Origin of the sequence: Candidatus Halocynthiibacter alkanivorans (assembly GCF_003333265.1) — a bacterium.
GTDB lineage: Bacteria > Pseudomonadota > Alphaproteobacteria > Rhodobacterales > Rhodobacteraceae > Halocyntiibacter_A > Halocyntiibacter_A alkanivorans.
The window spans coordinates 19,862-39,668 of the sequence record NZ_QOLB01000121.1; the positions used below are offsets into that span (position 1 = coordinate 19,862).

General features: G+C 58.5%; 16 protein-coding genes, 1 pseudogene and 1 riboswitch. Of the genes and pseudogenes, 8 read left to right on the top strand and 9 right to left on the bottom strand.

Going from position 1 to position 19,807, the window contains the following annotated elements; translation table 11 throughout:
- Nucleotides 1-3 precede the first annotated feature (3 nt).
- Nucleotides 4-1,347: an acetyl-CoA carboxylase biotin carboxylase subunit gene (gene accC / locus DWA01_RS15090; protein WP_114286643.1), complete on the top strand. Its 1,344-nt coding sequence runs from the start codon at nucleotides 4-6 to the stop codon at nucleotides 1,345-1,347.
- A 74-nt stretch (nucleotides 1,348-1,421) separates the two neighbouring features.
- Complete coding sequence (aat, locus tag DWA01_RS15095; RefSeq protein ID WP_114286644.1) at nucleotides 1,422-2,066, top strand: leucyl/phenylalanyl-tRNA--protein transferase; 645 nt, start codon at nucleotides 1,422-1,424, stop codon at nucleotides 2,064-2,066.
- Here the strand turns inward: aat and DWA01_RS15100 are convergent.
- The 5 genes from DWA01_RS15100 to DWA01_RS15120 all read right to left on the bottom strand — a co-directional run bounded on the left by DWA01_RS15100 (nucleotide 2,021) and on the right by DWA01_RS15120 (nucleotide 5,767).
- Nucleotides 2,021-2,635 (bottom strand): DUF2155 domain-containing protein, encoded by a 615-nt coding sequence (locus DWA01_RS15100; RefSeq protein ID WP_114286645.1) that lies wholly within the window; start codon nucleotides 2,633-2,635, stop codon nucleotides 2,021-2,023. The two genes, aat and DWA01_RS15100, sit on opposite strands and share 46 nt — an antisense overlap.
- Nucleotides 2,632-3,084, bottom strand: a complete 453-nt coding sequence (gene mlaD / locus DWA01_RS15105; protein WP_114286646.1) for an outer membrane lipid asymmetry maintenance protein MlaD — start codon at nucleotides 3,082-3,084, stop codon at nucleotides 2,632-2,634. Before mlaD ends, DWA01_RS15100 begins: the two co-directional genes overlap by 4 nt.
- An 86-nt stretch (nucleotides 3,085-3,170) precedes the next feature.
- Nucleotides 3,171-3,554: an NADH:ubiquinone oxidoreductase subunit NDUFA12 gene (locus DWA01_RS15110; protein WP_114286647.1), complete on the bottom strand. Its 384-nt coding sequence runs from the start codon at nucleotides 3,552-3,554 to the stop codon at nucleotides 3,171-3,173.
- Between the two features lie 159 nt (nucleotides 3,555-3,713).
- Entirely contained in the window at nucleotides 3,714-4,982 is a 1,269-nt protein-coding gene (clpX, locus tag DWA01_RS15115; protein ID WP_114286657.1) for an ATP-dependent Clp protease ATP-binding subunit ClpX, read from the bottom strand.
- Nucleotides 4,983-5,134: 152 nt separating this feature from the next.
- A complete protein-coding gene (locus tag DWA01_RS15120; RefSeq protein WP_114286648.1) occupies nucleotides 5,135-5,767 on the bottom strand; it encodes an ATP-dependent Clp protease proteolytic subunit in 633 nt (210 codons plus the stop codon).
- A gap of 326 nt (nucleotides 5,768-6,093) precedes the next feature.
- On the opposite strand from DWA01_RS15120, the gene DWA01_RS15125 reads away from it, so the two are divergent.
- The 6 genes and pseudogenes from DWA01_RS15125 (at nucleotide 6,094) to DWA01_RS15150 (ending at nucleotide 12,869) form a co-directional block, all read left to right on the top strand.
- Nucleotides 6,094-7,311, top strand: coding sequence for an aminopeptidase P family protein (locus DWA01_RS15125; RefSeq protein WP_114286649.1), 1,218 nt, complete (start codon nucleotides 6,094-6,096; stop codon nucleotides 7,309-7,311).
- Between the two features lie 224 nt (nucleotides 7,312-7,535).
- Nucleotides 7,536-8,636 (top strand): ABC transporter ATP-binding protein, encoded by a 1,101-nt coding sequence (locus DWA01_RS15130; protein ID WP_419187014.1) that lies wholly within the window; start codon nucleotides 7,536-7,538, stop codon nucleotides 8,634-8,636.
- Nucleotides 8,637-8,759: 123 nt separating this feature from the next.
- On the top strand, nucleotides 8,760-9,854 hold the full coding sequence (locus tag DWA01_RS15135; RefSeq protein WP_114286650.1) for an extracellular solute-binding protein: 1,095 nt from the start codon (nucleotides 8,760-8,762) through the stop codon (nucleotides 9,852-9,854).
- Between the two features lie 101 nt (nucleotides 9,855-9,955).
- A complete protein-coding gene (locus tag DWA01_RS15140; protein ID WP_200832591.1) occupies nucleotides 9,956-11,227 on the top strand; it encodes an ABC transporter permease in 1,272 nt (423 codons plus the stop codon).
- 44 nt (nucleotides 11,228-11,271) lie between these two features.
- Nucleotides 11,272-12,120: pseudogene (locus DWA01_RS15145) on the top strand (ABC transporter permease); the annotation flags it as partial.
- Nucleotides 12,121-12,215: 95 nt separating this feature from the next.
- Nucleotides 12,216-12,362, top strand: a riboswitch (FMN riboswitch).
- Nucleotides 12,363-12,434: 72 nt separating this feature from the next.
- Nucleotides 12,435-12,869 (top strand): 6,7-dimethyl-8-ribityllumazine synthase, encoded by a 435-nt coding sequence (locus DWA01_RS15150; protein ID WP_114286652.1) that lies wholly within the window; start codon nucleotides 12,435-12,437, stop codon nucleotides 12,867-12,869.
- Here DWA01_RS15150 and DWA01_RS15155 read toward each other — a convergent pair whose 3' ends face one another.
- From DWA01_RS15155 to DWA01_RS15170, 4 genes are all read right to left on the bottom strand, one after another.
- Entirely contained in the window at nucleotides 12,870-13,988 is a 1,119-nt protein-coding gene (locus DWA01_RS15155) for an HlyD family type I secretion periplasmic adaptor subunit (protein WP_114286660.1), read from the bottom strand.
- A gap of 47 nt (nucleotides 13,989-14,035) precedes the next feature.
- Nucleotides 14,036-16,273 carry an ATP-binding cassette domain-containing protein gene (locus DWA01_RS15160; RefSeq protein ID WP_114286653.1) on the bottom strand — a complete coding sequence of 746 codons (2,238 nt, stop codon included), beginning with the start codon at nucleotides 16,271-16,273 and terminating at the stop codon, nucleotides 14,036-14,038.
- Complete coding sequence (locus tag DWA01_RS15165; RefSeq protein WP_160116058.1) at nucleotides 16,270-17,703, bottom strand: TolC family protein; 1,434 nt, start codon at nucleotides 17,701-17,703, stop codon at nucleotides 16,270-16,272. Before DWA01_RS15165 ends, DWA01_RS15160 begins: the two co-directional genes overlap by 4 nt.
- Before the next feature lie 60 nt (nucleotides 17,704-17,763).
- On the bottom strand, nucleotides 17,764-19,807 hold a 2,044-nt coding region (locus DWA01_RS15170), incomplete at its 5' end, for an Ig-like domain-containing protein (protein ID WP_114286655.1).

Consider the following 19,807-nt stretch of genomic DNA (forward strand, 5'->3'; position numbering starts at 1 on the left):
GGCATGTTCAAAAAAGTTCTCATCGCCAACCGGGGTGAAATCGCCCTGCGGGTGATCCGCGCCTGTCGTGAGATGGGCATTAAGTCGGTTGCAGTGCATTCCACTGCTGACAGTGATGCGATGCATGTGCGCATGGCGGACGAAGCGGTCTGCATTGGTCCGCCCGCCTCGGCGCAAAGCTACCTGTCGTTCCCGGCGATCATTTCGGCCTGTGAAATCACTGGCGCGGATGCGATCCACCCGGGCTATGGGTTCCTGTCCGAAAACGCTGAATTTGTGCAGATCGTCGAAGACCACGACCTGAAGTTCATCGGCCCCACTGCGGCCCATATCCGCATCATGGGCGACAAAATCACCGCCAAAGACACCATGCGGAAACTGGGTGTGCCCTGCGTGCCCGGCTCCGAAGGCGGTGTTCCCGATCTGGAATCAGCCCGTAGAATCGCCGCTGAAATCGGCTACCCGGTGATCATCAAAGCCACCGCCGGTGGTGGCGGGCGCGGTATGAAGCTGGCACCGACTGAGGCCGATCTGGAGAGCGCTTTCCGCACCGCGCGTGCCGAAGGCAAATCCGTTTTTGGCAATGATGAAGTCTATCTCGAGAAATACCTGCAGAGACCGCGCCACATCGAGGTCCAGGTCTTTGGCGACGGCAAAGGCACGGCGGTGCATCTGGGCGAGCGCGACTGTTCGCTGCAGCGGCGCCACCAGAAGGTCTTTGAGGAAGCTCCCGGCCCCTCGATTACACCAGAACTGCGGGCCCAAATCGGCAAAGTTTGTGCCGATGCCTGTGCCGGCATCAACTATCTCGGCGCTGGCACCATCGAGTTCCTCTATGAGGACGGCGAGTTCTATTTTATTGAGATGAACACCCGTCTGCAGGTGGAACACCCGGTGACAGAAGCCATCTTTGGTGTCGATCTGGTGCGCGAGCAGATCCGCGTTGCCGAAGGTCAGGACCTGTCCTTCACCCAGGACGAGCTGGAAATCAACGGCCACGCCATCGAAGTCCGGATCAACGCGGAAAAACTGCCGAACTTTTCGCCCTGCCCCGGCAAGATCACCGCCTATCACGCCCCCGGTGGCCTTGGTGTGCGCGTCGACAGTGCGCTGTATAACGGCTATTCGATCCCGCCGTTTTACGACAGCCTGATCGGCAAGCTGATCGTGCATGGCCGCGACCGTCCGGAAGCGCTGGCACGGCTCGAGCGCGCCCTGGGAGAGCTGATCGTCGATGGTGTTGATACCACCGTGCCGCTGTTTCACGCGCTGCTGGCCGAGGACGATGTGCAGACCGGAAACTACAACATCCACTGGCTGGAAAAATGGCTTGATGCCAACATGTGAATATTGAGCCGGGGCCTGCGGGCCCCGGTTTTCTTTGCGCCCCCGTCTTGGCATGAAACGTGGCATGAAAAGATATGAACGATCCTGATCTGACCCCGGAACTTTTGCTGACGGCCTATGCGTCGGGCCTTTTTCCCATGGCTGACGGGCGGGATGCAGACGAGGTCTTCTGGGTCGACCCGACCTATCGCGGCGTTTTCCCGCTGGACAGCTTCCACATTTCCCGCTCCCTGCGCCGGCGTATAAAACGCGACAACTATCAGGTCCGATTCAATACGGCTTTTCGGGCCGTCGTGCTCGGTTGCGCCGAGCGCGAAGAGACTTGGATTAACGATATAATCTTTGATCTCTACCTGGAACTCCACCGGCTGGGATACGCCCACTCTGTTGAAGTCTGGCAGGAGGACGACCTGGTCGGCGGTGTTTACGGCGTAGCACTGGGCGGCGCGTTTTTTGGCGAAAGCATGTTCTCCACCCGCACGGACGCCTCTAAAATTGCTCTGGCCTGGCTGATTGACCGGCTGCGGCTGGCGGGATTTTCGCTGTTTGATACCCAGTTCATCACCGAACATCTGGCCAGCCTTGGAGCTATGGAAATTCCGCGTGAGAGTTACCAGGAGCAACTGGCATCCGCTTTGCAAAAGAACCCCGATATCACGCTTGCAGGGCGGGTTCAGTCCGCAGCAGGTATCTTGCAGCGCAACGCCCAGACGTCATAACGCGGATGGTCCAGCGCGTTCAGCGCCGGGCTGGCCGCCAGCATCCAGCCGGAAAAGACCGGCGCGTCCTGGTCCGCATTGCGGATCACCAGATAGGTATAAGCATTGGAAGCCGGTGTCTCGACCGGGTAACGGCAGCCGCCGAGCGTCACATTGATCCGCCCCAGCGTCACGGTATCACCGACGGCCAGTTCAAAATCCGTGACATCGCCGGACACTTTGTCCAGCGCCCGCAAAACCGCGGTATCGGATGCGGCAACGATCTCGCGGATCTCGGTTTTGATGTCCGAAAGCGCCCGCTGTATGCCCTGCGGCAAGATCTGCAGATCATCATAATTAAAAAAGCCGGTGCCCTCTCCGGTCACAGAACCGGGATTGTCCAGCGTCAGGGTGCCGAAGCCATTGTCCAGCGGCTGCAGAGTCCCGAAATCGTCATCCGGTGTCAGCGTGCCGATGTCATCGTCCAGCGGCTGAATGGTGATTTCTTCCTGCGCCTGGACTGAGGTGGCCAGAACTGAGGTCACCAGCACACAGGAGATCAATGCGGAACTGGCAAACCGGCGAATCATTCTTCCGAGCCTCCGCTGGCAAACTTCAACATCAGGTTTATCAGGCTGACGGCGCCCTGTGTGTCTTCGATCTCCGCCCCCGGCTCGATATTAAACGGAGAGCCACCGGGCAGAAGTTCGACAAAATTGCCGCCCAGCAGACCTTCAGACGAGATCACCGCAGCGGTATCTTCCGGCAGTTCTATGCCCTCGGCGATGGTCAGCCAGGCATCGGCACGGAAGGTTGTGGAGTTGAGTTCAAGACCGGCAACAGAGCCCACTTTCACCCCGGCAAGCCGCACATCGGTGCCCACGGACACGCCTTCGGCCGAGCGGAAGGACGCAGACAGCCGGTAGGAGGAACTGCCGCCGCCGGAAAACCCGGTGATTTCACCGGCAAACAGAAAGAACCCAATGGCTGCCGCTAGCACGACCCCGCCGGTAACGACCTCTGCGGTGTTTTCAGACATAGGGTGTGCCTCTTTTATTGCGGGCTGCCAGGAGCATTCGGGCCACCAGGCTTTTCAAACGCCCGCGGCTATTGAAACAGCCAGGATTATTCCGGCTGCCAGGACTCGTAATCTTTGCGGTCAACCGGCGCAGACTGCCGGATCGAGCCCGCTGGCGCATAGGCCTGAGCGGTGCCGGACAGGTTTTCCTGATGCGGTTTTTCCCACTCTTTATGCGGCAATGGCGTTGTTGCGGGCGCGTCGTCAAAGGTGTGATGCAACCAGCCATGCCAGTCGGGGCTGATTCGGCTGGCTTCGATCTCGCCGTTATAAATCACCCAGCGACGGACCTTGTCACGGGTCTGGTAATAGATGTTGCCCTGCTCATCTTCGCCAACACGTTCGCCTTTGCGCCATGTGTAAAGCTGGGTGCCAAGGGTCTGGCCGTTCCACCAGGTCAGCGCGCGCAGAACAGTGTTAAGAATACCCATCAGTGCCTCCGAGAATTGTCTTCCTTCCTATGAACCATTGCGCTCTCAAGGTCCAGTACCTTGGCGCGCGCCAGAAGCTCACAGTCGGAAAATTACACCATAAAAAAGGCCGGCCCTGTGTAGGGACCGGCCGGTATTTTTTCGCACAGAATGCCGCAATCAGCTGGCGCTGGCTTCTTCTTTTTCAACATCCGCGTGGATCATAAGCGGCTGCGTATCAGAATTGACCGCCTCTTCATTGACCACAACTTCCTTCACGCTTTTCATCGAGGGGAGTTCGAACATTGTGTCCAGAAGAATATCTTCCAGAATAGAACGCAGACCCCGGGCACCGGTTTTACGATCAATCGCACGCTTGGCAATGGCTGACAGCGCATCTTCGGTAAACGACAGCTCCGCATCTTCCAGTTCAAACAGACGCTGGTATTGTTTGACCAGGGCGTTTTTGGGCTTGCTCAGGATGGTAACAAGCGCGTCCTCATCCAGATCGGTCAGCGTCGCGATCACCGGCAGACGGCCGACAAATTCCGGGATCAGACCGAATTTCAGCAGGTCTTCCGGCTCCAGTTCGCCGAACAATTCGCCAACACCGCGGCTTTCGTTGTCTTTGACATCGGCGCCAAAGCCAATGGCAGACCCTTTGCCACGGCGGGCAATGATCTTTTCCAGACCGGCAAAAGCGCCGCCACAGATGAACAGGATATTTGTGGTATCAACCTGGAGGAATTCCTGCTGCGGGTGTTTACGACCGCCCTGGGGCGGCACACTGGCAACGGTGCCTTCCATGATTTTCAAAAGCGCCTGCTGCACGCCCTCGCCCGACACGTCACGGGTGATCGACGGGTTGTCAGATTTGCGGGTGATTTTATCAACTTCATCGATGTAAACGATGCCGCGCTGCGCGCGCTCCACGTTATACTCTGAGGCCTGAAGCAGTTTCAGAATGATGTTTTCAACGTCTTCACCAACATAACCGGCTTCGGTCAGCGTGGTGGCGTCTGCCATGGTGAATGGCACATCAAGAATACGTGCCAGGGTCTGCGCCAGCAGTGTTTTACCGCAACCGGTGGGGCCGATCAGCATGATGTTGGATTTCGCCAACTCAATATCATTGCCCGATTTGTCCGCGTGGTTCAGACGTTTGTAATGGTTGTGCACCGCCACAGACAGCACCCGTTTGGCCACAGTCTGCCCGATGACATAATCATCCAGTACGTCGCAAATATCCTGCGGTGTTGGCACACCTTCGGAGGATTTCAGCGCTGAAGATTTGGTTTCTTCGCGGATGATATCCATACAGAGTTCAACACATTCATCACAGATGAATACGGTCGGACCTGCAATAAGCTTGCGCACCTCATGCTGACTCTTGCCGCAGAAGGAGCAATACAGGGTGTTTTTGCTGTCACCGTTCGACGAGTTCGCCATCATATTCCCCTGGGGCCCTTGCCCCGTTGATCCAGTTTCGCAACTGCGAAACCATGTCGTGCCCTAATAGTCTGAAGAAGATTAGGGCAGTCTCCGGGCGTGTACAACGCCAAAATGCGCCCTGCACCCTTGACGGGTACAGGGCCGTTTACTTAGCTTTTGTCGCCTTCGATCTCGGCGCGGCTGTCGAGGATTTCATCAATCAGCCCCCAGTCTTTGGCATCTTCAGGCGACATGAAATTGTCCCGCTCAAGACCAGCCTCAACGGTGGCAAGATCATTGCCGGTGTGGTGCACGTAGATTTCGTTCAGACGCGTCTTCAGCTTCTGGGTCTCCTGGGCGTGGATCATGATATCCGTTGCCTGGCCCTGGTAGCCGCCGGAAGGCTGATGCACCATCACACGGGAGTTTGGCAGCGAGAAACGCATGCCCTTCTCCCCTGCGGTCAGCAGCAAAGAGCCCATAGAGGCGGCCTGGCCGATCACCAATGTCGAAATCTTCGGACGGATGTATTGCATCGTGTCATAGATCGACAGGCCCGATGTCACCACGCCACCCGGCGAGTTGATATACATTGAGATTTCTTTGTTGGGGTTTTCCGCCTCAAGAAACAGCAACTGGGCGCAAATCAGAGTGGACATCCCGTCATGGACCGGGCCGCTCAGAAAAATAATCCGCTCTTTCAGAAGGCGCGAGAAAATATCATACGCGCGTTCGCCACGGCTGGTCTGTTCGACCACCATTGGTACGAGGGTGTTCATATAAGTATCGTGTGGGTCTTGCATATCTGCCTGCCTCAACTGTCTGGACTATGGTTAGCGAGGAATTCTTGTCTAAGTCTTAGAGTGCCGCCGGGGGGGCTTCAAGGGCATGATTTTTATCTGACCCCGCATAAAGTCATTTTCACCAGCGAAACCTGGAAACATTAAGTATTCGCAAAGCTCCGGTGCAATTTCACAATTTCTTTGACAGCGGGCGCGGCCGCGCATTAGCTTCGTGCTGACCGCAGTGATGGCGTCGCTGCCCCTGAAACCGGGGAAAGGTCGATAGGTTCTGCACGCCGGAACACTATCGCAGGCTCGAATGCAGCCTGCCACTCTGGAGTAACGCCATGCACGATATTTCACATCGTCCTGCTTTTTTCACCCGTCATGATGGCGGCAAAGCCCCTCTGCCCTTTTCCGACAGCGAATACGAATCGCGCCTGTCCGGATTGCGCACGATTATGGCTGCACGCGATATTCAGGCGGTTGTCCTGACCTCCATGCACAATATCGCCTATTATTCAGGATTTCTGTATTGCGCCTTTGGCCGGCCCTATGCCTGCGTGGTCACCGCCGATACCTGCACCACAGTCTCCGCCAACATCGACGGCTCCCAGCCCTGGCGGCGCTCGTTTTGCGACAACGTCATCTACACCGACTGGCAGCGCGACAACTACTGGCGGGCCGTACGCCAGCTGGCGGGAGCGGCGCGGCGTGTTGGCATAGAGGGCGACCACCTGACCCGGGTTGCAGAGGCAACACTGCGTGACTTTCTTGATGTGGATGCGCTGGTCGACATCGCCGGCGACACCATGAAGGCGCGTATGTTCAAGTCCACTGAGGAAATTGCCCTGATCGAAGAAGGCGCCCGCATTGCGGACGTTGGTGGTGCAGCGATTCACGCGGCGATCAAAGAAGGCATCCGGGAAATCGATGTCGCAATGGCGGGACGTGACGCAATGGAAGCGGAAATCGCCCGGTCTCATCCCGACAGTGAGATTCGCGACAACTGGGTCTGGTTTCAGTCAGGCCTGAACACGGACGGGGCGCATAATCCGGTGACCACCCGAAAATTGCAGCGTGGCGACATTCTGAGTCTGAACACGTTTCCGATGATTTCGGCCTATTACACCGCCCTTGAACGCACCCTGTTCCTCGGCGAACCGGATCCGGCTTCGCTGAAACTATGGGAAGCCAATATCGCGGCGCATGAGCTGGGGATCAGCCTGATCAAACCCGGCGCGACCTGTTCGGGCATCTGTGCAGAACTCAACCGCTTCTTTGAAGCAGAAGATCTGCTGCAATACCGCTCCTTTGGTTATGGCCATTCCTTTGGCATCCTGTCGCATTATTATGGTCGGGAAGCCGGGCTTGAGCTGCGCGAAGATATCGACACGGTACTTGAACCCGGCATGGTGGTGTCGATGGAGCCGATGCTCTGGGTGCCGCAGGGCACAGCGGGCGCCGGCGGCTACCGGGAACATGACATCCTGGTGATTGAAGACGATTCAAGCCGCAACATCACCGGCTTCCCCTATGGGCCCGGTCATAATGTAATTATCTGAGAAATACGGAAACCAGTCATGTACAGACTGGTTTCCGTCTGCTTACAGTAACAACGGTTAACGAAAGTCAGTTTACGACACACAAAACGCCGCATACAGAATGAAATGCGTCGCTCAGGCTCAGAGCATCAACTGGTTGCAATGCGAAACTTATTGGTGTTGGCTGACACATGAACAACGCACGAGTGCGAAAGTACGATCACCATCAGGTGGCAGGGGGTATCTTGGGAATTAACGAGACAGATGATGGCTTTGTCGTATTCGACCGGGTCCAGAAAAGTTACGACGGAGAAAATCTTGTCGTAAAAGATCTCAACCTAAACATCGGAAAGGGTGAATTCCTGACGATGCTTGGCCCATCGGGGTCGGGCAAAACCACCTGCCTGATGATGCTGGCGGGTTTTGAGACCGCGACACACGGCGATATTCGCCTTGACGGCAAGCCGATCAACAATATTGCGCCACACAAGCGCGGCATTGGCATGGTGTTTCAGAACTACGCTCTGTTCCCGCATATGACCGTTGCCGAGAATCTGGCCTTCCCGCTGGAAGTCCGCAAAATCGGCAAGTCAGAACGCGAAACCAAAGTGATGCGCGCGCTGGATATGGTGCAGATGGGTGATTTCGGCAGCCGCCGTCCCGCCCAGCTGTCCGGCGGCCAGCAACAGCGAATCGCTCTGGCCCGCGCGCTGGTGTTTGAACCGGAACTGGTGCTGATGGACGAGCCGCTTGGCGCGTTGGACAAACAGCTGCGGGAAACGCTGCAGTTTGAGATCACCAACCTGGCGCATAACCTGGGCATTACCACCGTCTATGTGACACATGACCAGACCGAAGCGCTGACCATGTCAGACCGGGTCGCGGTGTTTGAAGACGGGCGCATTCAGCAGCTGGCACCACCGGCCCAACTCTATGAAGAGCCGCAGAACAGTTTCGTGGCCCAGTTCATCGGCGAGAACAATACGCTCGAAGGTGTGGTCAAGGAAATCAACGGCGACCGTGCACTTGTGATGCTCGACGACGGCGAACTGATTGACTGTAAACCGGTCAATGTCAGCCAGCCGGGCCAACGGACCCAGGTGTCGATCCGCCCGGAACGGGTGGAATATAACAAAGACCGCCTGCATGCCGACGCGCATACGCTGAAGGCCGAGGTGCTCGAATTCATCTATATGGGTGATATGTTCCGCACCCGGCTTCGTGTCGCCGGAAATGAAGACTTTATCATCAAAACGCGCAACGCGCCGGATCAGGTCCAGCTCAAACCGGGCCAACAGATCGATATCGGCTGGTTGGCAGCTGACTGCCGTGCGCTTGACGCCTGAGATTTTTAAAATTTTCACGTCCTGACATACTTATTGTCCGGACGTGACAGCCGATCCAACCGCGACCTCCCGGAGCACCGGATCGGAACAATAATAATCGGGAAACAGACCAGGGAGTCTATTATGAAACTTAAACATACCGTCATCGCCACAAGCTTTCTCGCGCTTGCTGCCGGCACGGCAACCGCGCAGGATATGACCATCGTATCCTGGGGTGGAGCCTACCAGAACTCGCAGATCAAAGCCTATTACGAGCCGTTCATGGCCAATAACCCTGGCGTGAACATCATCACCGATGAAAGTTCTGCTGAAGCTGTTGCGAAACTGCGCGCCATGAACGAAGCCAACAACATCACCTGGGACGTTGTAGACGTAGTTGCTGCAGACGCTATGCGCCTGTGTGACGAAGGTCTGGCCCTGGAAATCGATGCTGACACTCAGCTCGCTCCTGCGCCTGATGGCACACCGGCTTCCGAAGATTTCGGCGATCTGATCGTATCCGACTGCTTCATCCCGCAGATCGTTTATTCGACAGCCGCCGCCTACCGCACCGACCTGGTTGGCGACACACCACCGACATCCATCTGTGCGTTCTTCGACACCACAGCCTATCCTGGCAAACGTTCGCTGGAAAAACGTCCGATTGGCAACCTGGAATGGGCGCTGATGTGTGACGGCGTTGCCAAAGAAGACGTCTATGACGTTCTGGAAACCGAAGCAGGTCAGGCTCAGGCGTTTGCCAAGCTCGACACCATCAAAGATGACGTGATCTGGTGGTCCGCCGGTGCTGACACACCTCAGCTTCTCGCCGATGGCGAAGTTGTGATGGGCACCACCTATAACGGTCGTCTGTTCTCTCTGATTGTTGAGCAGGGTCAGCCTGTTGATATGCTCTGGGACGCGCAGGTCTTTGACCTTGACGGTTGGATCATCCCAGCCGGTCTGTCTGAGGAACGCACCCAGGCTGCGCTTGATTTTGTCTATTTTGCCACGGACACCCAGCGTCTGGCAGATCAGGCCAAGTACATCTCCTACGGTCCGGCACGTATGTCTTCCGCACCGCTGGTTGGCAAACATGCTGAGCTCGGCATCGACATGGCGCCACATATGCCAACTGACCCTGCAAACTCCGTGAACACACTGCTGTTCAACTACGAATGGTGGGCTGATTACCGCGATGACCTGGATGCAAAATTCCAGGCATGGCTGGCCAGCTAAACCACTCTGAAACACTTGATCCGGGCCCTGCACGGCAGAGGCCCGGATCCCTGAAACAGCCCCGTGCTGAGGGCTGACAAAACCATCAACAGGGGATCGCCATGAGCGACATGACCGCCACCGGTCCGGTGCTTGCCGCAGACGGAACACCACTGAAGAAAAGCCTCGCGCGTGCGCTGAGACGTGAAAAGATGCGCGCTATGGCGCTGATTGCACCGTTGCTTCTGTTTGTGTTGCTCACCTTCATCACCCCGATCGGCAATATGCTGTTCCGCTCGGTGAAAAATAACATTGTCATGGACACGCTGCCGCAAACCATTGCCATGCTGGGCGACTGGGAAGCCGACAGTGGCACCCTGCCCGATGAAGCGGTCTATGCTGCGCTGGCGCGTGATCTGAAAGTTGCGGTCGCTGAGAAAAACCACACCAAGCTTGGCTCGCGGCTGAACTATGAAAAATCCGGCATGTCGTCGCTGTTCCGCAAGACCGGTCGCGCCATTAAAAAGTGGGACCTGGAAACAGACGGCCCCTTTGCCGCCAAATTTGCTGAGACCAACAAAGCCTGGGCCGATATCGAAACCTGGAAAATACTCAAGGTCTACAGCCCGAAATATACCCCCGGCTATTATCTGAACGCCGTGGATCTGCAAAACAGCCCCGAAGGCATCGAGCGGCGCGCGGAGAACCAGCGCATCTATATCAAGCTGTTCATCCGAACGATCATTCTGTCGCTCTCCATCACCTTCAGCTGTATCCTGCTTGGCTATCCGATTGCCTGGTTGCTGGCCAACCTGCCGATGCGCACATCCAACATGCTGATGATCCTCGTGCTGCTGCCGTTCTGGACCTCACTGTTGGTGCGGACATCGGCCTGGAAAGTGCTGCTGCAACAACAGGGTGTAATCAACAACCTGCTGGTCGCGGTAGGGATTGTTGACGATGCCAACCGGCTGGCGCTGATGAACAACGCCACCGGCACGCTGATTGCGATGACGCATATCCTGCTGCCCTTTATGATCCTGCCGATGTATTCGGTGATGCAGACCATTCAGCCCACCTATCTGCGTGCTGCCAAATCGCTTGGCGCCACCAACTGGACAGCGTTCTGGCGGGTTTATTTCCCCCAGTCGATCCCTGGCATCGGTGCGGGCTCGATCCTCGTCTTCATCCTCGCCATCGGCTATTACATCACGCCCGAAATCGTTGGCGGCACCGATGGGGTCTTTATCTCCAACCGGATCGCCTACCACATCTCCTTCTCGCTGAACTGGGGTCTCGGAGCGGCGCTTGGCACCATCCTTCTGGTGGCAGTTCTGGCGCTGTACTACGCATACGACAAACTTGTCGGCATCGATAATGTGAAACTGGGGTAACCGATATGTCAGGAATTCCAATCTACGCCACCATGCCCCAGCGCATCTGGTACTACGCGTTCCGGGTCATCTGTGGTCTGATCTTCTTCTACCTGATCGCGCCCATCATGGTGATCATCCCGCTCAGCTTTAACGCGGAAGACTTCTTTACCTTCACGCCGGAAATGCTGCGGCTGGATCCGGAAGGGTTCTCTCTGAAACACTACCGCGACTTCTTCTCCAACGCAGCATGGCAGCTGGCGCTGAAAAACTCGCTGATCATTGCCCCGATCGCAACTCTGTTGTCGGTGAGCTTTGGCACTCTCGCAGCGATTGGCCTGTCCCAGTCCCATGTGCCGTTCCGGCGCGCCATCATGGCGATCCTGATCTCGCCGATGATCGTTCCGCTGATCATCTCAGCTGCGGGCATGTTCTTTTTCTACTCGTCCATGGGCAACTGGATGGAAGCCAACCTGGGCCTGACCAAATCGACGACCGGCTATATCAAGATTGTGCTGGCCCATGCAGTTCTGGGCGTGCCCTTTGTGATCATCACCGTCACTGCAACGCTGATCAGCTTTGATCAGTCGCTGACACGGGCGGCGGCGAATATGGGCGCCAGCCCGGTGACCACATTCTTCCGGGTGCAGATGCCACTGATTCTGCCCGGGGTGATTTCCGGCGGTCTCTTTGCCTTCATCACCTCGTTTGATGAGGTTGTGGTGGTGTTGTTTGTCGGCTCCGCGGCGCAGAAAACCCTGCCTTGGCAGATGTTCATCGGGTTGCGCGAACAGATCTCGCCCACCATCCTGGCGGTGGCGACGATCCTGGTCTTCATCTCGATCTGCCTGCTGACCACGCTGGAACTGCTGCGGCGGCGCTCTGAAAAAATGCGCGGCATTACGCCAGCCTGAGACCCGCAGACACATAAATTGGAAAAGGGGGCCGCTGGCCCCCTTTTTTATGTCGTAAATGCGCTTGCAACTGGTTCGGCTCCAAGGCAATGTCGCCTTATTCTCAGGGCGGGGTGAAATTCCCCACCGGCGGTATGTGGCCTTGTGTCACGAGCCCGCGAGCGCCTTTGACAGTCAAAGGGTCAGCAGATCAGGTGAGAGGCCTGAGCCGACGGTTAAAGTCCGGATGGAAGAGAATGCAGTGCTCCAGGCCCTTGTGGTGTGGTGCGTTGTGATCGCCTTGGGTGACGTGTTGTTACAAAGAGGAGATCCAGATGACACACACCCGCTATGCTTTTGTCAAAGCCGCCTGGCATGCTGACATTGTAGACCAGGCCCTCAAAGGGTTCTGCGAACTGATCCCCGCCGATCTGGTCGACGTCTTTGACGTGCCCGGTGCCTTTGAAATGCCGCTGCTGGCGCGCGACCTTGCCGCCTCAGGGCGCTATGGCGCTGTGGCCTGCGCTGCCTTTGTGGTCGACGGCGGCATCTACCGCCACGATTTTGTCGCTCAGGCCGTGGTCGACGGCTTGATGCGCGCCGGGCTGGATACTGGTATTCCGGTGCTGTCAGTCTCGCTGACGCCACATCACTACCAGGACACCGATCACCACAATGCCATCTACCGTGCGCATTTTGTGGACAAGGGCCGCGAAGCCGCCAGCGCCGCGCTGTCCATCGCAAAGGCGCGCGCCGCAATCGCCGCCTGATCAGCGCTCTCTGAAGGCCTCTTGCGACTTATAGAGCGGCTTCATCAGATATTGCAGAATTGTTTTGCTCCCGGTTTGCAGCTCGACCTGAGCCCGCATTCCGGGGCGAATTTCAATACCCTGCTGACGGTCGGTCAGACTGTCCAGATCCACCGACAGGGTCACCCGGTAATAGGGTTCACCGTCGCGTCTTTCATCTTCAAACGTATCGGCAGAGATGAATTTGACCTCGCCTTTCAGCGAGCCATAGATGGTATAATCATAGGCAGTCAGCTTGACCGTCGCCTGTTGGCCGTTTTCCACATTGGCGATGTCTTTGGGTTTGATCCTTGTCTCGACCAACAGTTCTTCGCCCATTGGGATGATCTGAAAAATCTCATCCCCCGGGCGCACCACGCCGCCAATCGTAGTCACCGCCAGATTGTTGACGATGCCACGCAACGGGCTGGTGATCACCGTGCGGTTCAGCTGATCGTTGGCCAGGTTGAGGCTCTGGTTCAGCGAGGTCAGCTCCTGCAGCGTATCGGAATACTCCTCTGCCCGCTCCAGTTTCGCCCGCGTCACGATCTCATTATATTTGATCTCGGCATCAGAATAGGCTTTGCGCGCCCGTGTCACTTCGATCAGCGCCACAACCTTGCGGCTGAGCATATCTTCCATCAGCGACTTTTCGGTTTCCGCCTGTTTCAGCACCCGGGAGGCACCGCGGCGACGGGACTGGTAATCTGACAGCCGTGCCTCCAGCAAGGCCCGCTCAGAAGCCACAATCACCGCAGAACGTTGTGTCAGGCTATCCTCGACCTGAAACGTGGTCTTTCCCGCCATTTCGGCTTCAAGACGCAGGCGGCGGACTTCCAGTGCATCGATCTGGTCCTGCAGGTCCAGCGCGCTTGTTTTGAACTGGGTGCCTTCCAGCCGCGCCAGCACATCGCCCTTCTCGACCACACTGCCCTCAGAGACAAACAGCTCCGCCAGAATGCCGCCTTCAAGGTTCTGGATGATCTGGGGCCGTGAACTGGAGACAAACTCCCCCTCACCGCGCACAATTTCATCCACCCAGGCGAAAGCCGCCCAGAGCAGGAACAAGGCCAGCGCTGCGGCCGACAGCCAGATCAGCATGGAGGGCCCTTTCAGCTCCTGCTGTATCGGGTTTTCAAATGTGTGAGTCACCCGGCGCTCTCCCCGCGGCCTTTTTGCAAATGCGCCAGCACCGCATCGCGCGGCCCGTCCACCGCCAGACGGCCGTTTTGCAGGATAAGCGTGCGCTCCGTCAGCGACAGGATTGGCAGCCGGTGGGTGGCAATGATCGCAGTACGGCCCTTGAGCCAGCTTTCCAGCCGGCTGACCAGCGTGGCTTCCAGCGTCTGGTCAAGCGCGGCGGTGGGCTCATCCAGCAGCACGATGCGCGGATCCTGCAGCCACAGGCGCGCCCAGCCGATCGACTGGCGCTGCCCGACGGACAGACCGGCACCACTGTCGCTGATTTCCAGATCCAGCCCGCGGTGATGGGCGCGCAGAAACGGTCCCAGCCCGGCAAAATCCAGCGCTTGTAACAGCCGGTCGTCATTGCGCTCCAGCATGTTCAGATTGAGATTGTCGCGCAGGGTGCCGGCAAACAGCCGTACGTCCTGGCTGAGATAGCCGATGTTGCGGCGGATATCGCGCGGATCAATCATTGCCATATCGACCCCGTCCAGCATCACCCGGCCGGATGTGGGCGCGTGCAGACCCGACAGGATTTTCAGCAGCGTTGATTTGCCCGAACCGTTGGAGCCCAGGATGGCCAGCGACTGCCCGGCCTGAATGTCGATGCCCGGCACCTCGAGCACCGGCGCTGCGTCGTCCTCATAGCGGTAGCTCAGTTCGCGCAGCTCAAAGCGCCCCTGCAACTGCTCCCTGCGCAGATAGCGGCGCCCTTCGCTCTGATCCTGCTCCGCCAGCGCGATTGCATCCAGCCCTGCCAGCGCCGCTTTGACATTGGACCAGCGCGCCATGGTGCCCGACAGCTGGGTCAGTGGCGCCAGGGTGCGGCTGGTCAGCAGGCCGACAGCGATAATGGTGCCGACAGTAAAATTGCCGGCAAAAACCTGGTAAGTTCCGTACACCACCGCAGAAATATAGGTGGCCTGCTGCACGCCCTGGCTCCAGAAGCTGAGCGCGGAGGCCAGTTTGCGCTGCTCGCCCGAGGTCTGCGCCCCCAGCAGGTTCAGCTCGTGCCAGAGACGGCGCACCCGGTCCTCACCGCGCAGAGTTTTTAACGTGTCGAGCTCAAAGATGGTTTCGTGCAGCAGGCGCGAGGCTTTGGCCGAGGCGCCCTGGGCTTTGAGGGTCAGCGCAACCATGCGCCGCTGCATGAAATAGCCCGGCAGCAGCATCAGCACGCCGCCCAGCATCAGCACCCAGACCAGATTGCCGGCGATCGAGGCCACCAGCAGCAGAAACACAAAGATAAATGGCACATCGGCAATGGTGCCAATGGTGGAGGAGGTGAAAAACTCACGCACTGAACCAAATTCCCGCATCGCCGAAAACAGGCCGGACGGCGTGTTCGCCCGCCGGTCACTGCGCATGCCCAGAATACGGTCCATCAGCACGCTCTGCACATTCAGCTCAATGATGCGCCCGGCGCTGTCCATCAGCCGCGCGCGTGCCAGTTTCAGCACCACCTCCATCACAATGGCGGTGAACGCGCCGATCGCCAGCACCCAGAGCGTTGGAATCGACTGGTTCGGGATCACCCGGTCATAGACCTGCAGCGAAAACAGCGCCACCGCCACCGCCAGCAGATTGGCCACAAAGGAACCGAGCGCGATTTCCCCGATCTGGCGGCGGAACTTTGGAAACTGACTCCAGAACCAGTGCGCCTCTGTGCTGTCCGGCACATGGGTCCGGGCCAGCTGCGCCGTGGCCAGGCGGGCCTGCAGCAATGTGCCGGTGTAATAGGGGGCGAATTCAGCCAGAGGCACTTCGGTGCGGTTGCCGGCACAGCTGTCATCATAGATGGTCAGAACTCCGGCCTGCTGGCTCAGCACCAGCACCAGGCGCCCGCCGCTCATGCTTGCAATCGCCGGCCAGTGGTCTGGCGACAGTTGCGCCACCTTTTGAACGCGGGCGTCGATCTTCTGCGCACGCAGGGCGGCGGCCAGAGCGTCCGGGGCAACGTCATCTTCGCCCTGCGCAGCAATGTGGTCGACCAGATCAGAGGTCGCCACATCGGCGCCGATCCGGCTTGCCAGAACCGCGGCGATGCCCGCCCGGGCATGCAGCCGGTTTTCAAACTGCGAACGCCCCGGCGCCTGGGTCTGGCTCGGGTCAGCGGCACGCGCGGCCGGACCAGGTCCCGGCGACAGGGTGGTTTTTTTGCGGCTGGCAGTGACACTGAAGGCGACCGGCGTATTGCTCATAACGCTGATCCATCCGCCAGCACGCCCAGAATATTCGCGGTTTGCAGCGCAGCCAAAGCGGCTTTGAACCGCAGCCTGATGGCATTCTGCTCCTGAGACACCAGCTTTTCATGCAGCGCAATCACGTCCATCACCGAACGCTGCCCGGCCTCAAACTGCTCGCGGAACTGCGCCAGGGTGAGCCGGGTCCGCCGCGCCGACTGATCGGCGTCCTGCGCCTGGCGCAGATCCGCCTTTTCGGCCTCCCGCAGCCGGCTGATCTGTCGGGCCGCATCTTCGCGCGCCTGTGCCACCCGGGCCTCCGCCGCGTCGCGGCTGGCCCTGATGGCGTTCAGACTGGCGCCGGTGCCAAACCCAAATCCCCGTTCAGAGCCGATGTTCAGCCCGGCGGAGTTGCCCTGATTGCTAAGAGAGCCGCGCGCGGTAAGGCCGGGCAGGAAACCAGCCCGCGCCATGGTGGCTTCTGAGACGGCGCGACGGGCTTCGGCCTGGGCCCGCAAAACGCTCAGTGCTTGCAGCTGTGGTGCCGGCAGCGCCAGCGGCGCCAGGCCGGACAGGCGGCTCAGATCGCCCCCTGCCATGGCGGCAAGCTCGGCAAATGAAGTGCGCTCTGCGTCGGTTGCAGCCTGATACATCGCGTTGAGTTCGGCCAGTTTTGCCCGGCTCACGGTCTGATCAGACAACGGTGCAATACCGCCGGACACCCGGCCGGAGACAATCCGGTCAAATTCACGCATCTGCACCAGAGACGAGGCCAGATCAATCTGCTGCGCCCGCGCTTCTTCGGCGGCAAGATACAGCGACAGCGCTGAGAACAGCCGGCCATTCACATCCAGCGACAGGTTGACCGCTGCGACTTCAACATCGGCGCGGGCAAAGGCGCGTTCCGCCTTTTTGCGGCCGTTGTCCCACAGCACCTGATCCAGCACCAGTCCGGCGACCACATCGCCAAGGCTGGAAAGGCTGACCGAAGGGCCGATGGTGGGCAGCCAGTTTTTATCCGCTGCCTCGGAGCGCAGCCGCGCGGCGCGCAATTCAGAGACCGCTGCCCCTGCAGACGCCCGGCTCACTGCCAGGGCAACCTCGGCATAAGCGCCGCTGTTCAGAACAGACTGACGTGACTGAAGGTCGCCGATGACGCCCGTAGCGCCGGAGGCAGTGGCAGTGGCAGTGGCAGTGGCAGTGGCAGAAGTATTGGCGGAGCTGAGAGTGTTGGCGATACCGGCGGTGTTGACACTGTCGGCAGCACCGGGCCAGGCGGATTGCCCGGCAGCCACAGTGCCCTGCGTTGTTTCATAGCGCGCCACGCTTGTCGCCGCTGAGGTGGAGGCCAGAAAGGGCACGTTCAAAGCGCCCTCACCACCAAGACAACCGCCAAGAGACAGGGCAACACCTGTCAGCAAAGCCGCCTTCCGTCCCACCTTTTGCACGCACGTCCCTCCCGGGGGGTAAACAGTCAACAAGCGCCGGTTTCCGGCCCCTGCGTATACCTAAATAACGACGGAGATGTCGTCGTCAATAATCAGACGCCCGCCCTCGTCCCCCAGGGTATAGACAGCGAACGTGTTGCCAGCGATGTTTTCCGTTTCGCCGGTCGCCACAGCTCCGATGGCGGTTACAGTATCATCTGTCCCACCCTGGATATGCAGGTTATTTGACGAGTCGGAAAGGTCGTTCAACATATCTGCTGTGATGGTCAGCTGGCTGTCATCCGCAAAATCCAGATTCACCGCCTCGATGTCAAAATTGGCCAGGCCTGAGACTGTCAGGTCCACGATCGCCGGTCCGGTCTGATCCAGAACGACCAGCGTATCGGCGCTGTTGCCCTCGCTGTCTGCCGCCGCAACAACAATACTGCTGCCGTCCGACACAGGGTCGAACCCATAGTATTGTCCGCTGGGCAGATCGGTAACAGTTGCGTTCAGATTTGATGCCGGGTCGTCGCCGCTGATTTCATATAGGATCGCCGGATCCGACATGTCAGTCGTTTGCAATGCGGTAACAGCACCTTCATTGGAAATCGTCTGCGCAGTGATGACCGGCGCGGCCACGGTATCAACTGTAAACGTATCGGTTATGGTGAGCGTATTTCCCACAGTATCGGTCGCTGTGATGGTCGCCGTAGCGGTGTATTCGCCAGCAGCAATGGTGCCGCCCTCGAAATCAACGCTCCAGTTTCCGTCCCCGTCCGCGGTCCCGGTCCGTGTGACCCCGTCGATTTCGATGGAAACCTCTGCGTTGGCCTCGGTTGTCCCCTCCAGCGTGATGCCATCGCCACGTTCTGCTTCGCTGACCACCGGTCCTTCAGTGGGACCGTCACTGGTCAGCCCGTTGACATAAGTGTCGATTGTCAGCTGCACAAATTCAATGGTTTCATTTCCGGCAGTGTCGGTTGCGATCACCTGAACATAGGGTTGGGCGCCATGCGGTTCTGTGGGCACAAGGCCAGGATCAAATGCGACTGACCAGTTGCCGTTTTCATCCGCCGCAACATTGACAGGAACACCTTCCAGAATAACCACAATGTCAGAGCCTGCTTCGGCCTGGCCGGTCACGGTAATGCCATTGGCCTCTTCCGCAGCCGAGACCACATTGTCCCCTTCAATCAGGTCAACAGAAAGCGAGCTTTCCGTGTCGACCGTGACGCTCTTGGTATAAGCGGCACTGTTGCCAGCGGCATCGGTGACAGTAGCCACAATGTTCGTCTCATAGGTACCCGCAACCAGGGTTCCCGCAGGAACCGTCACGGACCAGTTGCCGCCGCCGTCCACTACAGTTGTATATGTATTGCCGGCAATCTCCAGCGCCAGAGATGCCCCGGCCTCAGATGTGCCGCTGATGGCAATACCGGCGGCGGATTCGGTGAGGTTAATCACATCGTCTTCCGCCACTGTGTCAAAGCGGACCGCAGCCGCTTCTGTGTCCACCACAATGGTATCGGTGAAAGTCTGTTCATTGCCATAGATGTCACTGGTGACCATCGTCACGGCCGCTTCATATTCACCTGAGGTCAGGCTGCCGGCGGCAAAGCTGACGCTCCACTGCCCGTCCGCGCCAACCGTGGTGCTTTGCGTCACACCCTGAATTTCAACGGAGACACTTGCCCCGGCTTCACCGGTGCCGGACACCTCTGTGCCATCGGCCATGTCTTCTGCGTTGACCACATGATCCACGCTGTCCAGACCCGCCGTCACCGCAAGATCCGGAGCTGTGGTGTCAATCAGAACCGTCGGGCCGCTCAATGTGAAGACATCTCCACCGGGCTCGGTCACGACAACCGACGCGACATAACTGTCGTCTGCCGGCAGTTCCGCAGGTGGAACGGTTGCGCTCCAGTTGCCTTCGCTGTCGGTGATCACGGTCACAACTGCAGTTCCAACAGTGACCTCAACAGAAGACCCCGCTTCGGCCTCACCTGTCACGGTCAGCGCGGCGCGCTCCGCCCCAGGGCCGGCCACCAGAACGGACCCGCCATCGACCAACGGCCCATCGTTGTTGCCACCGCCACCACCCCCGCCCCCGCCGCCGCCGCCG

Bases quoted from the DNA above. Each gene is read 5' to 3' on its own strand.
- accC (WP_114286643.1), top strand. From the start codon at position 4: ATGTTCAAAAAAGTTCTCATCGCCAACCGGGGTGAAATCGCCCTGCGG.
- aat (WP_114286644.1), top strand. From the start codon at position 1,422: ATGAACGATCCTGATCTGACCCCGGAACTTTTGCTGACGGCCTATGCG.
- DWA01_RS15100 (WP_114286645.1), bottom strand. From the start codon at position 2,635: ATGATTCGCCGGTTTGCCAGTTCCGCATTGATCTCCTGTGTGCTGGTG.
- mlaD (WP_114286646.1), bottom strand. From the start codon at position 3,084: ATGTCTGAAAACACCGCAGAGGTCGTTACCGGCGGGGTCGTGCTAGCG.
- DWA01_RS15110 (WP_114286647.1), bottom strand. From the start codon at position 3,554: ATGGGTATTCTTAACACTGTTCTGCGCGCGCTGACCTGGTGGAACGGC.
- clpX (WP_114286657.1), bottom strand. From the start codon at position 4,982: ATGGCGAACTCGTCGAACGGTGACAGCAAAAACACCCTGTATTGCTCC.
- DWA01_RS15120 (WP_114286648.1), bottom strand. From the start codon at position 5,767: ATGCAAGACCCACACGATACTTATATGAACACCCTCGTACCAATGGTG.
- DWA01_RS15125 (WP_114286649.1), top strand. From the start codon at position 6,094: ATGCACGATATTTCACATCGTCCTGCTTTTTTCACCCGTCATGATGGC.
- DWA01_RS15135 (WP_114286650.1), top strand. From the start codon at position 8,760: ATGAAACTTAAACATACCGTCATCGCCACAAGCTTTCTCGCGCTTGCT.
- DWA01_RS15140 (WP_200832591.1), top strand. From the start codon at position 9,956: ATGAGCGACATGACCGCCACCGGTCCGGTGCTTGCCGCAGACGGAACA.
- DWA01_RS15150 (WP_114286652.1), top strand. From the start codon at position 12,435: ATGACACACACCCGCTATGCTTTTGTCAAAGCCGCCTGGCATGCTGAC.
- DWA01_RS15155 (WP_114286660.1), bottom strand. From the start codon at position 13,988: ATGCTGATCTGGCTGTCGGCCGCAGCGCTGGCCTTGTTCCTGCTCTGG.
- DWA01_RS15160 (WP_114286653.1), bottom strand. From the start codon at position 16,273: ATGAGCAATACGCCGGTCGCCTTCAGTGTCACTGCCAGCCGCAAAAAA.